General features: G+C 69.4%; 14 protein-coding genes. 2 read left to right on the top strand and 12 right to left on the bottom strand.

The genetic code is table 11. The features are described from left to right. Positions 1 to 449: 449 nt before the first annotated feature. The 7 genes from IMZ11_RS40770 to IMZ11_RS40740 form a co-directional block, all read right to left on the bottom strand. Positions 450 to 974 (bottom strand): hypothetical protein, encoded by a 525-nt coding sequence (locus IMZ11_RS40770; RefSeq protein WP_228648626.1) that lies wholly within the window; start codon positions 972 to 974, stop codon positions 450 to 452. Between the two features lie 346 nt (positions 975 to 1,320). Beyond that, the gene (locus tag IMZ11_RS40765) at positions 1,321 to 2,247 is read right to left on the bottom strand and encodes a diacylglycerol kinase family protein (RefSeq protein ID WP_228648624.1); all 927 of its coding nucleotides are present in this window, start codon (positions 2,245 to 2,247) and stop codon (positions 1,321 to 1,323) included. Positions 2,248 to 2,343: 96 nt separating this feature from the next. Continuing rightward, entirely contained in the window at positions 2,344 to 3,198 is an 855-nt protein-coding gene (tatC, locus tag IMZ11_RS40760) for a twin-arginine translocase subunit TatC (protein WP_061255691.1), read from the bottom strand. A 27-nt stretch (positions 3,199 to 3,225) separates the two neighbouring features. After that, positions 3,226 to 3,564 carry a Sec-independent protein translocase subunit TatA gene (gene tatA / locus IMZ11_RS40755; protein WP_061255690.1) on the bottom strand — a complete coding sequence of 113 codons (339 nt, stop codon included), beginning with the start codon at positions 3,562 to 3,564 and terminating at the stop codon, positions 3,226 to 3,228. 65 nt (positions 3,565 to 3,629) lie between these two features. After that, positions 3,630 to 3,818: a hypothetical protein gene (locus tag IMZ11_RS40750; protein ID WP_061255689.1), complete on the bottom strand. Its 189-nt coding sequence runs from the start codon at positions 3,816 to 3,818 to the stop codon at positions 3,630 to 3,632. Positions 3,819 to 3,873: 55 nt separating this feature from the next. Further along, complete coding sequence (locus IMZ11_RS40745) at positions 3,874 to 4,827, bottom strand: YafY family protein (RefSeq protein WP_061255688.1); 954 nt, start codon at positions 4,825 to 4,827, stop codon at positions 3,874 to 3,876. A gap of 37 nt (positions 4,828 to 4,864) precedes the next feature. Further along, entirely contained in the window at positions 4,865 to 5,806 is a 942-nt protein-coding gene (locus IMZ11_RS40740; protein ID WP_228648622.1) for a YafY family protein, read from the bottom strand. A gap of 64 nt (positions 5,807 to 5,870) precedes the next feature. Between IMZ11_RS40740 and IMZ11_RS40735 the strand changes: the two genes are divergently transcribed. Then, entirely contained in the window at positions 5,871 to 6,986 is a 1,116-nt protein-coding gene (locus tag IMZ11_RS40735; protein ID WP_228648620.1) for a DUF3866 family protein, read from the top strand. Between the two features lie 33 nt (positions 6,987 to 7,019). Here IMZ11_RS40735 and IMZ11_RS40730 read toward each other — a convergent pair whose 3' ends face one another. Together IMZ11_RS40730 and IMZ11_RS40725 are read right to left on the bottom strand one after the other, a co-directional pair. Beyond that, entirely contained in the window at positions 7,020 to 7,475 is a 456-nt protein-coding gene (locus tag IMZ11_RS40730) for a DUF3291 domain-containing protein (RefSeq protein ID WP_082776879.1), read from the bottom strand. A 33-nt stretch (positions 7,476 to 7,508) separates the two neighbouring features. Next, on the bottom strand, positions 7,509 to 8,213 hold the full coding sequence (locus IMZ11_RS40725) for a metalloregulator ArsR/SmtB family transcription factor (RefSeq protein ID WP_228648617.1): 705 nt from the start codon (positions 8,211 to 8,213) through the stop codon (positions 7,509 to 7,511). Positions 8,214 to 8,429: 216 nt separating this feature from the next. Here IMZ11_RS40725 and IMZ11_RS40720 point away from each other — a divergent pair, with 216 nt between their 5' ends. Further along, positions 8,430 to 9,332 (top strand): chitosanase, encoded by a 903-nt coding sequence (locus tag IMZ11_RS40720; protein WP_305075944.1) that lies wholly within the window; start codon positions 8,430 to 8,432, stop codon positions 9,330 to 9,332. Between the two features lie 107 nt (positions 9,333 to 9,439). Here IMZ11_RS40720 and IMZ11_RS40715 read toward each other — a convergent pair whose 3' ends face one another. The 3 genes from IMZ11_RS40715 to IMZ11_RS40705 form a co-directional block, all read right to left on the bottom strand. Continuing rightward, complete coding sequence (locus IMZ11_RS40715) at positions 9,440 to 10,387, bottom strand: FKBP-type peptidyl-prolyl cis-trans isomerase (protein WP_228648615.1); 948 nt, start codon at positions 10,385 to 10,387, stop codon at positions 9,440 to 9,442. A gap of 73 nt (positions 10,388 to 10,460) precedes the next feature. After that, positions 10,461 to 11,819: a Pup--protein ligase gene (pafA, locus tag IMZ11_RS40710; protein ID WP_228648613.1), complete on the bottom strand. Its 1,359-nt coding sequence runs from the start codon at positions 11,817 to 11,819 to the stop codon at positions 10,461 to 10,463. 105 nt (positions 11,820 to 11,924) lie between these two features. Beyond that, positions 11,925 to 12,614: a hypothetical protein gene (locus IMZ11_RS40705; protein ID WP_228648611.1), complete on the bottom strand. Its 690-nt coding sequence runs from the start codon at positions 12,612 to 12,614 to the stop codon at positions 11,925 to 11,927. Positions 12,615 to 12,732: the final 118 nt, after the last annotated feature.

The following is a 12,732-nucleotide window of genomic DNA, read 5'->3' as shown; positions in this document are numbered from 1 at the left end:
AGGCTCTTGAACTTGGACATAGCGATTCTCCCCCGAAAAGGAATCGATTCCTCTAGACGCTCGAGCACCTCCGCCATCCATGCCGAAGAATGCCCCGGATAACCCCTGATAGGGCCATTTCCGCACCGTCTGGATCTCCGGAACCACGCGACGACAAACACCGCCATATCGTTCTTAGGCAGAGCTTGTCGTGTCATTGATCACGCCTCGCAAGCCGGTCGTCACATCAACGCTGCCGGACATGCCGGGCTTCGCCTTCTCATACGGTCCGTCGGCTGTCATGGGCGATCTATGGCGATGGCCGCCCTTCTCACTGCCCTGGTCCCACACCCAAGGCGGATCGACGTCCGGAACGCCACCCCCACACCCTTCGCCGCGGGACCATGACAGCCGACGAGATCTCCGAGAACCTCGCCGCGTACCGCCAGAGCATCAACCTGCTCAGGGCATCAGTTGGTGCAATCCTGATTGTTGAGGGCGAGGGCCATCTCGTAGATCCGGCCGCGTGACAGCAGGAAACGGTAGGAGGCCTTCCGGTTGCCCGGGACGGTGACGACGGGGTATCCGCTCGCCGACTGCTTCAGTTTGGGGTAGGCCTCCTTCAACTCCGCCTCGGTAGAGCCGATCCCGATCCCCTGAGGGGTCGTGACCCCCTTGGGGGCGAAGATCATGGCCACGCCGCGCCTCTTGGAGATGTACAGGCCCACTTTGTCGCGGCCGGTCGGGTGCGCCTTCAGGTCCCAGCCCGTGCACGGGCTCCAACTGGCCTTGGACACGATCTTCTTGGTCGCACGGGCCTGCTTGGCGCTCATCCCAAGCTTCACACCACCGTATCCGTACGGCCCCAACGTGCCGGTTGCGTACGCGGTGGACGCGGCGACCGCGGCGGGTGCGACGCCGCCCCACAGCACCCCCGCGGCCAGCGCCACCACCAGCGCCGGACGGCCCAGCCGCCGGACAACCGCGTGCTTCATCGTGCTTCCTCCATCATGGTCGTGAGTCATACGCCGGTTCGACTGAAGATCAGTCGCGAGGTTCTCGACACCTCGCCGACACGGCGACCGCGCACATCGGTGACCGCAGCGGCGAGTACGGCGTCATCGCGCACTGAACGCGGCCGAGGCCGCGGCGAGGACGGGAGATCTCTTCTCCTGCCGAGAAGCTAGTGATCCCCACTTGGAGATCACTTGCGTCGAGGCACTTCCGCTGGTCGGAGCCGACGAAGGAGCTGGTGGGGAAGGCGGCCCACAAGGTCGACGTTGGCCCCAGGGGGCGAATCGGCGAGGTGTGGCCGAGCCGGTCACGACCGGCTGACCGCCTTCACGCGGGCGGGCCGCCGGGCGCCAGGACGCGCAGCGCGCCCGGCTCCACCGAGCAGGTCACCGGGACTGGCCCGACACGTTCCCCGTCGGCGTAGGCGACCACGTCCATCGCCTCCAGCGTGACCCGGGTCGCCCTCCGGATGGTGACAGCCGGATGACCCACGTGGCCGCCCCGGTAGACCTTCGGGAACGTACGGAGGAACTCCCCCTTGGGCACGGCCCCCAGAACGAGCACATCGAGCAGACCGTCGTCCGGCCGGGCATCCGGACAGACCCGCATGCCCGCGCCGTACGAACGGGTGTTGGCCACGGCCACCAGCATCGCCTCACGCTCGATCACCTCGACGCCATCAGCGGAGTCGAGGACGATCCTGAACGGGATCGGGGTGAAAGAACGCAACTCCTGGACCAGCGCGACGAGATACTTCGCCATACCAGGCGGCCACGCGATGCCGTTGGCACGCTCGTTCACCCGGGAGTCGAAGCCACACGCCACCACCCCGGCGAACCACCGCTCCCCACCGATCCTCGCCGCGTCCACCTGTCGTACGACCCCCGCGCCGGGGCCCTCGGCCGCCGCACCGGCGACCATGGCGGCCGCGGCCAGCGGATCTCCCGGGATGCCGAGCGCGGCGGCGATGTCGTTGCCCGTTCCGGCCGGGACGATACCGAGCGGCACGTCGGTCCCGGCCACCGCCTGCACCGCGAGATGCACGAGACCGTCGCCGCCGAGGGCGACGAGGGCGTCCGGCCGCTCCGCGACGGCCGTACGGGCCTGGTCGAGCGCGTCCTCGGCGGTCGCGCCGACGATCACGCGGACCTCGCGTCCGCCGTCGCGCAGCCGCCGCACGACGGGATCGACCAGGCGTCGCGCCCGGCCGCCACGGGCGGTGGGGTTCACCAGGACGACGAGATCACCGCGCACAACCGGAACCTATCGGGACGAATCCGCCCCCGTCGAGCCCTGTCGAGCCCCGGGACCAGCCGACCCGCCCGGCCCGGAAGCCGAGCCGGCGTACGCCTACCAGTCGTCGGAGGCGGCGGGAGAGCCGTCGAGTTCCTCTTCCAGGGCCGTGGCGCGGGCGGCCTCCTCCGCGTCACGCTTGCGGTCGCGGAAGTACATGATCCCCTCGGCGCCGAAGAACAGCAGGACCATGGGCATGGCCAGGGCCAGCATCGTGAACGGGTCCTGGCTCGGCGTGGCGACCGCGGCGAAGACGAAGAACCCGAAGACGATCATCCGCTGGTGCTTGGCGACCGTCTTGAACCGCAGGATCCCGACGACGTTGAGGAACACCATCAGCAACGGCATCAGGAACGAGATCCCGAAGATGACGAGCATCATGATCAGGAACCCGAGATAGTCGCCCACGTCGATCAGCGGGACGGCGTTCATCGGGACGAACCCCAGCAGCAGCGCGAGGCCCTTGTCCAGGGTGAGGTACGCGAGCGCGGCGCCCGCGCCGAACAGCGGGACGGCCAGGCCGAGGAAGCCCAGCGAGTATCGCCGCTCGTTCTGGTAGAGCCCGGGGGTGACGAACGCCCAGATCTGGTAGAGCCAGATCGGCGCGCTGACGACCACACCGAAGATCGCCGCGACCTTCAGGTTGATGAAGAAACCGTCCAGCACACCGTGCACGACCAGCGTGCACCCGGTGCCGCCATTGAGCTTGTACGCCTCCGGAAGCCGACAGAACGGCCCCGTCATGAACGTCCAGATGGGGTCGAAGAACACGAAACCGACGATCGTCCCGGCGACCACGGCCAGGATCATCTTGACCAGCCGGTTGCGCAGCTCACGGACATGCTCCATGAGCGTCATGCGACCGTCGTCGTCGGAGGGGACCTCCGCGCTCGACCGCTTCAGCAGCGCCATCTAGGGATCCTTACCGCGCGGTGGGTCTCAGCTGGACGACTGGTCCTTCTTCTGTGCCTGGGAGAGCGGCACGCCGTTGACGGTCGGCTCGGAGGCGGCCTTGAGGCGCTGGTTCTCCTCCTCGAGCGCGCGGAGCCGATCCTCGACCGAGGAGGCCGCGGTCACCTGCTGGGGCGGGGCCGGCTCGGCCTGCGCCTTGACGACGGTGGCGTCCGCGTCCTCGTCGCGAAGCTTCGCGGTCTCCCGCTTGAACAGGCGCAGGGACTGACCCAGCGCCTTCGCCGTGTCCGGCAGCCGCTTGGCACCGAACAGCAGCAGGACGACAATGCCGATGATGATCAGCTCGGTGGGGCCCAAGTTGCCCATAACGCATCCTTACCAAACGCAGCGGAGTACCTCAGCCCGATCGTACGCGCTGTTGTGCGCAGTCTTCACCCATGCCCGTCCTGGTTGGTCCCGATCCCCACCCGAAAATCGCCGGAGTGACGTTCCAGCCGCTGTCGCGTTCTGTCGATTTCCCGGCTGAGACCGCGGGCCGCGACGAGGACCCGGGACGCCAGGACGCCGAGCACCGCGAGGCCGATGACGGCCAGCGCGACCGAGGCGGAGATCCAGATCATGCTGCGCAATCGTACCCACGCCCCGCCGCCGACGACGACGCGAGGTCGCCGCCGGTCAGGCGACGCATTCGTAGTTGGCCAGGGCCTGCCGGGCGGCGTCGGTGACCTGGTCGGCCAGGGACGCGGGAGCGACCACCCTGCCGTTCTCCCCGAGGCGGAGCGCGAGCCGTACGAGCCAGGACTGGTCGCGGGCGCGCAGGGCCACCCGGAGGCGGCCCTCACCCAGTTCGGTGACCTCCTCGCAGGGGTAGTACTCCGAGACCCACCGGCCCAGGGGGGTCAGTTCCAGCTCCACGAGCTCATCACTTTCGGAGGGCCGGAACACCCCCTCGGTGACGTCCATCGTCTCGGCCTCGGCCGGCGGGTCGGCCGCCACGTCGAGCACCTCGACCTCGATGATCCGGTCGATCCGGAACATCCGCATGGCCTCGGCCCGGTAGCACCAGCCTTCGAGGTAGTGCCTGCCGTCCACGAGCACGACCCGGATCGGGTCCACCTCGCGCGGGGTGATCTCGTCCCGGCCGGGCACGTAGTAGCGCAGGGAGAGCCTCCTGCGCCGCCGCGCCGCGTCGGTGATCACGGCGTGCGCGCCGGGCGCGGCGCCGATCTCGACCTGGACCTGGGCGCTGACCGTGGCCGCGCCCTCGCCCGCCGCGCTCTCCAGCTTGGCGATCACCCGGCCGAGCACGTCCATGTCCTTGAACTCGGGGAGCTCGCCGAGCATGCGCAACGCCACGAGCAGCGCGCTCGCCTCGTCCACGCCGAGCTTGAGCGGCCGGGCGATCGTGTCGGCGTTGTCGATCAGGATCTCGCCGCCGTCCCAGGACACGTCGATCAGGTCGCCGGGCGTGTGACCGGGAAGGCCGCACATCCACACCAACTGGAGGTCGTCGATGAGCTGCTTCTCCGACAGGCCGAACAGCTCGGCCACCTCGGGCACCTCCGCGCCGGGGTGCGACATCAGGTACGGCACCAGCGCGAGCAGGCGCGGCAGCCGATCGGAACTCATCGCTTCTCCACCCTCCCAGCGGTGCGCGGAGCCTCGATCACTGGAGTGCTCCCTTCAGCCGGCGGATCACGGCCTCGCGGGCGTCCGGCGGATCGACGACGACGGCGTCGGAGCCGAGGCTGGCGATCCACCCGGCCAGCCACTCGGGGTCGGAGAACGTCAGCTCGGCCTCGTCCCAGCCGTCGGTGCCCGTCCGGAGGGCCTGCGCCGCGTGCCGCAGGCCGAGACAGGTGCCCTGGCGGACCCTGATGAGTGCCACCCGCTCGACGCCCATCTCCTGGTATCCGACCATGGAGCGCAGGTCGACGCCCTCGGGCACGGTCACGCTGCCGGGCCGGCCGAGCGGGGTGACCTCGCCCACGATCCGGGAAAGCCGGAACACGCGGGCGGCGCCCCGGTCGCGGTCGTGGCCGACGACGTACCACCGGCCGCGGCGGCTCACCACGCCCCACGGCTCGACGACGCGGGTCAGCACCGACTCCCCGGCCGCCCGCCGGTAGCCGAACGTCACGGCCCGGCGGTCCCTGACCGCCTCCCACAGCGGAGGGAACGACGGATCGCGGGTGTCCACCCGGAGTTCGAGCGGGCTCGGGCCGAGATCGGCCCGCACACCCCCCGCCCTCAGCTTGAGCAGCGCGCCGCTGGCGGCCTCGGCCAGGCTGGCCCGCTGCCAGACCTGCGCGGCCAGGCCGATGACGGCCGCCTCGTCGTGCTCCAGGGTGATCTCGGGCAGCTCGTACGCCTGGCGGACGATCCGGTAGCCGGGGTCCTCCTCCCAGGGGTCCTTGTGGACCTCGATGGGGATGCCGATCTCGCGAAGCTCGTTCTTGTCACGCTCGAACATGCGCTGGAACGCCTCGTCGTTGTCCGGGTCGTACCCGGGGACGGCGTGCCTGATCTGTTCTGCGCTCAGCGGCCGATGGGTCGCGAGCAGGCAGATCACCAGATTGAGCAGGCGCTCGGTCTTCCGCCGTGACATCGTGCCTCCCCTCCGGCCTGGTTTCGTGCGCCCGTCTTCCGTGCTGAACGCTACCCTTTGCGACGTGATCAGATGGCGCAAGGGCGAGGTGCTCCGGGTCCGGCGGGAATGGCCGGGAGCCGTGGAGCTGGACGTCTCCGTCCCCGAGGGAGAGTGCCGGGCGCTGGCCTATCCCTCGCTGGTCGGTCGTCCTGAGCCCGGCGACACGGTGCTGCTGAACACGACCGCGCTCGCCATGGGCCTCGGTACGGGAGGTTACGCCATGGTGGTCGCCGTTCCGGACCGTTTGCCGCAAGATCCTTCGGGACCCGGCCATCTGGTGAAGGCGAGGTACACGCCGCTGCAGGCGACGGTCCTCGGCGCGGACGAGCAGGACTCGCCCCACCACGCGGTCCTCAGGGACGCCGACTCGATCGACGGGATGCCCGTCGTGGTCGCGGATCTGCACTCGGCGCTGCCCGCCGTCCTCTGCGGTCTCTTCGCGGCCGGCCGTACGGGATCTCCCGCGACGGCGCCGGGCGAGCTCGCCCCGTCCGGCGGGCGGCCTCGCGTGGCGTACGTCATGCCGGACGGCGGCGCGCTTCCCGCCTGGTTCTCCATGTCGTGCGGCCGGTTGCGCGAGCTGGACTGGCTGTGCGGGGTGGTCACCACGGGCCAGGCGTTCGGCGGCGACGTCGAGGCGGTCACCCTGCACACCGGCCTGCTCGCGGCCCGGCACGTGCTGGGCGCGGACGTCGCGGTGGTCGCTCAGGGGCCGGGCAACCTCGGCACCGGCACCCGCTGGGGCTTCTCCGGCGTCTCGGCGGGCGAGGCCGTCAACGCCGCGGCCGTGCTGGGCGGGCGACCGGTGGCCGCGTTGCGGGTCAGCGAGGGTGACCTGCGGGAGCGGCATCTGGGGGTGTCGCACCACTCGCTCACCGCGTACGGGCGGGTCGCACTCGCTCCGGCGCAGGTCGTGCTCCCGGAGCTGCCCGGCGACTTCGGCAGGCGGGTGGCCGCGCAGGCGCAGGCCCTCGCCGTACGGCACGAGCTGGTCCGCGTGCCCGTCGACGGCCTGTACGAGGCGCTGCGGCAGAGCCCGGTCCGGCTGTCCACCATGGGCCGGGGGCTCGACGAGGACCTCGCCTGCTTCCTGGCGTCGGCGGCGGCCGGACGGCACGCCGCCTCCCTCCTCACCTGAGCCGGGACCGCTCCCTTCCGGCGGCTCGGGCGGTCACTCCTGAGCGGGGAGGCCGTCGGGCTCGTAGAAGTCCCTGAAGGTGAACGCGCCGGGTCCCGGACCCTTGGCGCGCAGCAGTTCCAGCCGCTCCATCCCCTCCTCCAGCGTCGGGACGTGCCCCTCGGGGATCCACCACATCACCGTGTACGGCACGGCCGCCCGCTCGAACCACTCGCGGCGGCGGCGCATGACCGGAAGGTGCGGACTGCGGTAGACGAAGTTCCACAACGTCTCGCGCGACTCCCACACGGAGAAATTGATGAGCAGGTGGTCTCCGTAGTCGTGCTGGACGGTGTCGGTCGGCAGATCGCCTCCCTTGAGCCGCCAGACGAACCCGGGAGCGACGTCGGAGAGGGCGTTCACCGGCTCCAGCGAGGCGACGAAGTCGGCGAGCCGCGGGCTGTCCAGGGGGGCGCTCATGTGCGCGACGTTCAGCTGGGCGAGATGCATGCCGCTCAGCCTTCCGCGCCCGGCGCTTCTATGTCAACTCTCATTATTTTTAGAAAACACCACGCAGCACTCCCCGGGACGCGGGTCCAGTTCGGCCGATGTCTCCGTGTCGGCGAGGCCCGCGAGAACCCCCTGGCAGAGCGCGAGGTTCATCGAGCACACCAGCAGCGGATGCCGCTCGGCCAGCACGTGGAACGGGCAGTTGCGGAGCCGGATCCGGCCCTCCTCCTCGTACGGCTCGTAGCCGCGATCCTCAAGCAGCGCGGCCAGGCCGGGACGGGCACCGTCGTCGGCCGCGTCGCCGCCCCCCTCCGCGACGGCGCCGCCGCCCTCCGGAGACGCGCCGCGCGCCAGCCGTTCTCCGGCACGGCGCGCGACCGCCTCGGCCTGATCGTCCGCGCCGAGCAGGTCGACCACCTCGGCCAGGACCAGCGCCAGGGTCCGGTAGTCGCGCGGAGGCAGGCTCACGAGACGCTCCCCCCTGGCCCGCCGGTAGACCTTGGCCGGACGGCCGCTTCCCGGCCCCGTCCGCTCGGTGAGGCGCCGGAAGTCCGCTTCGAGCAGTCCGGCGTCGGCCAGCTTGTCCAGATGGAAGGCCGCGAGCGTGCGCTGGATCCCCAGAGCCTCGGCCGCCTCGTTCCGGCCGACCTCCCGCCCCCGCGTCGCCACGAACCGGTACAGCTCACGCCGGAGAGGATCGTTCAGCACGCCCACGGCGTCGAGTTCGTCGCTTCCCACAGGCGGAGTTTAGGCGGCCGCGATCCAGGCGGTACGGTCCTCCCGCCTCCCGGCACTCGCGTACGACAGCCGGACGGCGTTGACAGAGAACACCGATACTGCTCTCATTAGGAAACCTTCCTAACTAAACCTTGTCAGGATAAATCCCCCTATGCGATCCGCCCCCACTCCCCCGCTTCCCTCCGGAGACAGGGGCGGGAAACGGAGACCACCCCCATGGCTTATCCCGCCATCAGACGAGCCGCCCTCCTGCTCACGGTGACGGCGGTCGCCGTACTCACGGCCGAGGTCCCGGCCCACGTCTCGGCCCGTGTCTCGGCCCGCGTACCGGCGCTGGGCCCGGTGCGGGCCGAGCTCGCCGCGGCCCAAAGCCCCGCCGTCGAGATCAGGGTCGTCGGCGCCGAGGCCGCCGACCTCACCGATCCGCACAAGAAGGACATCGCGATGCGGCTGGTCTCCAGCGCGGAGAACTCCTCCCTGAACTGGAAGGCCCAGTACAAGTACATCGAGGACATCGACGACGGCCGCGGCTACACGGCGGGGATCATCGGGTTCTGCTCAGGGACGGGCGACATGCTCGACCTCGTCGCGCTCTACACCGAGCGTGTGCCGGGGAACGTACTCGCCCGATACCTTCCGGCACTGCGCAAGGTCAACGGCACCGATTCGCACAAGGGCCTCGGCTCCGCCTTCATGAGGGCCTGGCGCAGGGCCGCCGCCGACAAGGCGTTCCAGCGGGCGCAGAACGACGAGCGCGACCGGGTCTACTTCACCCCCGCCGTACGGCAGGCCAAGAAGGACGGGTTGCGCGCGCTCGGCCAGTTCATCTACTACGACGCCATGGTCATGCACGGGCCCGGCGGCGACAGCGTCAGCTTCGGCGGGATCCGCAGGACCGCGATGAAGAAGGCCAGGACGCCGGCACAGGGCGGAGACGAGGTCGCCTACCTCAACGCGTTCCTCAACGCGCGCAAGGCCGCGATGAAGACCGAGGAGGCGCACAGCGACACCAGCCGGGTGGACACGGCGCAGCGGGTCTTCCTCAGGGCGGGCAACCTCGACCTCGTGCCACCGCTCAAGTGGAAGGTGTACGGCGACAGCTACACGATTCGTCGGTAGCGCTCCGGCCTTCACGCCGGGGTGAGGCGGACTCTCCCGAGCGCGAACGGCGACGGCGCGCCGGAGGCGATGGGCCTCCGGCGCGCCGTCACAACGTGACCCGGGACTCAGGCGGCCCCGAGGACGTCCACGACGAAGACGAGGGTGTCGGTGCCCTTGATGCCGCCCTGGGCGTTGCCCTCCTTGCCGTACCCGAGGTCCGGCGGGATCGTGATCAGGACGCGGCTGCCGACCGGCACGCCGGTGAGGCCCTGCGACCAGCCCTTCACGACCTGGTTGAGGGCGAACGTCGTCGGCTCGCCGCGCTCCCAGCTGGAGTCGAACTGCTTGTCCGTGCCCCAGATCTTGCCGGTGTAGTGCGCGAGGACCATCTGGTCGGCGGTGACCTTGGGACCCTTGCCCTCGATCACGGTCTTCACCACGAGGCCCTTGGGCGGCTTGGCGTTGGTCTTGGTGGTCAGCGTCGGAGCCTTGTCGCCGCCCGGGTTGACCAGCTTGACCCCCTCGACGCCGGGGTCGGTCGCCGTACCCTGGGCCGCCTTGGCCGCCGCCGAGAGCACGTCGACCACGAGCACCTGCGACGTGGTGGTGAAGTCGGTGCCCTGCTGCTTGGCGGAGGCGAGCTGGTCCTCCGTCAGGTTGTCCTTCGCGATCACCGCGAGGACGCGGCCGCCGGGCTTCGAGCCGACGAGGGCCTCGTGCAGCGCCTTGGGCAGCTGCGAGCTGACCGTGACGAACTCGGACTTGTTCTGGTCGTAGTCCGAACCGGGCGACTTGTTGTCCTTGCCGTCCCAGTTGTAGACGGTCACCTTGGCGGTGAGCACGTCGCCGTCCTTGGCCGGCGTGCCGTTACCCTCGATGATCTTCTGTGAGGAGGACGTCAACTGCGGCTTGCCGGACGGGAACGTCACGGTGGGTTTCTGGTCGGCCTGCCCGGCCACCTTGATGCCTGAGCTGCCCGCCGGAGCCGCCCCAGAGTCGGTCTTCTGGGCGGTTCCGCAGGCCGCGGCGAATATCAAGGGTAGAGCGGCGAGTACTGCCGTACGGCGACGCATGTGGTTTCCTCTAGACAGACAGCTAGGTTCGGGTAACCCTACCCGAACCCGCTGTCCGCCCGGCGTAAAGAGATCACATGCCCGCGATCAGCTTGTCGACCCTTTCGTCAACACTGCGGAAAGGATCCTTGCAGAGCACGGTCCGCTGTGCCTGATCGTTCAGCTTGAGATGCACCCAGTCGACGGTGAAGTCGCGACGCTTCTCCTGGGCCTTGCGGATGAACTCGCCGCGCAGCTTGGCCCGTGTGGTCTGCGGCGGAACCGATTTCGCCTCGAAGATCCGGACGTCGGAGGCGACCCGCTCGACCGAGCCGCGCCGCTGCAGGAGGTAGTACAGACCCCGCCGGCGGTGGACGTCGTGGTAGGCCAGATCGAGCTGGGCGACCCGCGGCGACGACAGCGGAAGGTCGTACTTCCGTCTGTAACGTTCAATCAGCTGGTACTTGGTGACCCAGTCGATCTCGCGGGCGACGAGGTCGAGATCGCCGGTCTCGACCGCGCGGAGCGTGCGCTCCCACAGCTCCAGCACCCGCTTGCTCGTCTCGTCGCCGCCCCTGCGGTCGACGAAGTCCTTCGCCTTGAGGAGGTACTCCTGCTGGATCTCCAGCGAGGACGCCTCACGGCCGTTCGCCAGGCGGACCCGGCGCCGCCCGGTCATGTCGTGCGAGACCTCGCGGATGGCCCGGATCGGGTTCTCCAGTGACAGGTCGCGCATCACGACGCCGGCCTCGATCATGCGCAGCACCAGGTCGGTGGCGCCGACCTTGAGCAGCATCGTCGTCTCGCTCATGTTGGAGTCGCCGACGATGACGTGCAGGCGGCGGAACCGCTCGGCGTCGGCGTGCGGCTCGTCCCGGGTGTTGATGATCGGCCTGGACCGGGTGGTCGCGGAGGACACGCCCTCCCAGATGTGCTCGGCCCGCTGGGACACGCAGTAGACCGCGCCGCGCGGCGTCTGCAGCACCTTGCCCGCGCCGCAGATGATCTGCCGGGTGACGAGGTACGGGATCAGCACGTCGGCCAGCCGCCCGAACTCGCCGTGCCGGCCGACGAGGTAGTTCTCGTGGCAGCCGTAGGAGTTGCCCGCGGAGTCGGTGTTGTTCTTGAACAGGTAGATGTCCCCCGCGATGCCCTCCTCCCGGAGCCGCTTCTCGGCGTCCAGGAGGAGACCTTCGAGGATGCGCTCCCCCGCCTTGTCGTGGGTCACGAGCTCCACGACGTTGTCGCACTCGGGGGTGGCGTACTCAGGATGGCTGCCCACGTCGAGATACAGACGTGCGCCGTTGCGGAGGAAGACGTTGCTCGATCGGCCCCAGGACACCACTCGCCGGAACAGGTACCGCGCGACCTCGTCCGGTGACAGCCTCCGCTGCCCCCTGAACGTGCAGGTGACGCCGTACTCGTTCTCCAGCCCGAAGATGCGACGATCCATCACCTCACCCTATTCCTCGAAGGGGACGAGCGGATAGGGATAGGTCACAGGTGTGTCGACGTACGGCTACCGCGGGCGTGGCGCGCGGCGGTAGCCGTACCCCGATCACGGGGCGTAGATCTCGACGACCTTGGCGATCTGGTGGTTCTTCACCGTGATCAGTGCGTACAGGCCGCCCTTGACCGCGCGGGAGATGAGCTTGTCCCGCGAGCAGCTCTGGGTGCCGATGTACTGGTTGTTGATCGTCTGGTCCTTGCCGTCACAGCCGACGGCGCTGAGGAAGACGACGTTCTTGGCGATCGGCGCGGCGAAGGCCATCACATCGCCCTCCTTCGGCCCCTCGAAGCGGCCCTGGCCGCTGCTCGGGTCCTTGACGAACTTGATGGGGACGTACTCCGCGACGTTCGCGTCCTGCATGGTCCGGAGCTCGCCGCGGACGATGCCGTCACGGCTGGGGCTGATGCCCTTCGTGAAATCGTGCCCAGGGTCGGACTGGAAGACCTCCCCGAAGATCGGCGGGGTCTTGTCCGAGATCGGCGGCCAGTCGTCGTCCGCCGGGTCGTCGAACACACTGGTGGAGGAGGGTTCGGGCGAGGGAGAGGACGCCGGTGACGCCTCGGGGGACGGCTCATCGGATGGAGAGGGGGGTGCGGTGACCGTGACCGTGGCCGTGGGTTCGGCGGAGCCGGAGGAGCCCGAGCAGGCGGCCAGCGAAAGGGCGGAAACGGCCAGAGCGACGGGAACTCCCACCCGCCGCCACGCGCCGAACGTCGTAAAGTCCGTGAATATCGTCATAACCGCATGAGACTAGCGAAACCCGGGTTTGGTTTGTCCGTTACCCGTGATCTCCGACGAGCACCCTGCCGGCGAGCCCGCGCAGGGCACGGCGGTGGACCGAGGAAGGAACCCGAGC

Origin of the sequence: Microtetraspora sp. AC03309, assembly GCF_020826795.1 — a bacterium.
Lineage (GTDB): Bacteria > Actinomycetota > Actinomycetes > Streptosporangiales > Streptosporangiaceae > Microtetraspora > Microtetraspora glauca.
Note: the sequence above shows the minus strand (reverse complement) of the source record. Positions and strands in the feature narration are given on the sequence as shown.

Excerpts from the sequence above, each read along its gene's own strand:
- IMZ11_RS40705 (WP_228648611.1), bottom strand. The coding sequence starts at position 12,614 with ATGACGATATTCACGGACTTTACGACGTTCGGCGCGTGGCGGCGGGTG.
- IMZ11_RS40740 (WP_228648622.1), bottom strand. The coding sequence starts at position 5,806 with ATGTCACGGCGGAAGACCGAGCGCCTGCTCAATCTGGTGATCTGCCTG.
- tatC (WP_061255691.1), bottom strand. The coding sequence starts at position 3,198 with ATGGCGCTGCTGAAGCGGTCGAGCGCGGAGGTCCCCTCCGACGACGAC.
- pafA (WP_228648613.1), bottom strand. The coding sequence starts at position 11,819 with ATGGATCGTCGCATCTTCGGGCTGGAGAACGAGTACGGCGTCACCTGC.
- IMZ11_RS40770 (WP_228648626.1), bottom strand. The coding sequence starts at position 974 with ATGAAGCACGCGGTTGTCCGGCGGCTGGGCCGTCCGGCGCTGGTGGTG.
- IMZ11_RS40715 (WP_228648615.1), bottom strand. The coding sequence starts at position 10,387 with ATGCGTCGCCGTACGGCAGTACTCGCCGCTCTACCCTTGATATTCGCC.
- IMZ11_RS40720 (WP_305075944.1), top strand. The coding sequence starts at position 8,430 with ATGGCTTATCCCGCCATCAGACGAGCCGCCCTCCTGCTCACGGTGACG.
- IMZ11_RS40730 (WP_082776879.1), bottom strand. The coding sequence starts at position 7,475 with ATGCATCTCGCCCAGCTGAACGTCGCGCACATGAGCGCCCCCCTGGAC.
- IMZ11_RS40745 (WP_061255688.1), bottom strand. The coding sequence starts at position 4,827 with ATGAGTTCCGATCGGCTGCCGCGCCTGCTCGCGCTGGTGCCGTACCTG.
- IMZ11_RS40750 (WP_061255689.1), bottom strand. The coding sequence starts at position 3,818 with ATGATCTGGATCTCCGCCTCGGTCGCGCTGGCCGTCATCGGCCTCGCG.
- tatA (WP_061255690.1), bottom strand. The coding sequence starts at position 3,564 with ATGGGCAACTTGGGCCCCACCGAGCTGATCATCATCGGCATTGTCGTC.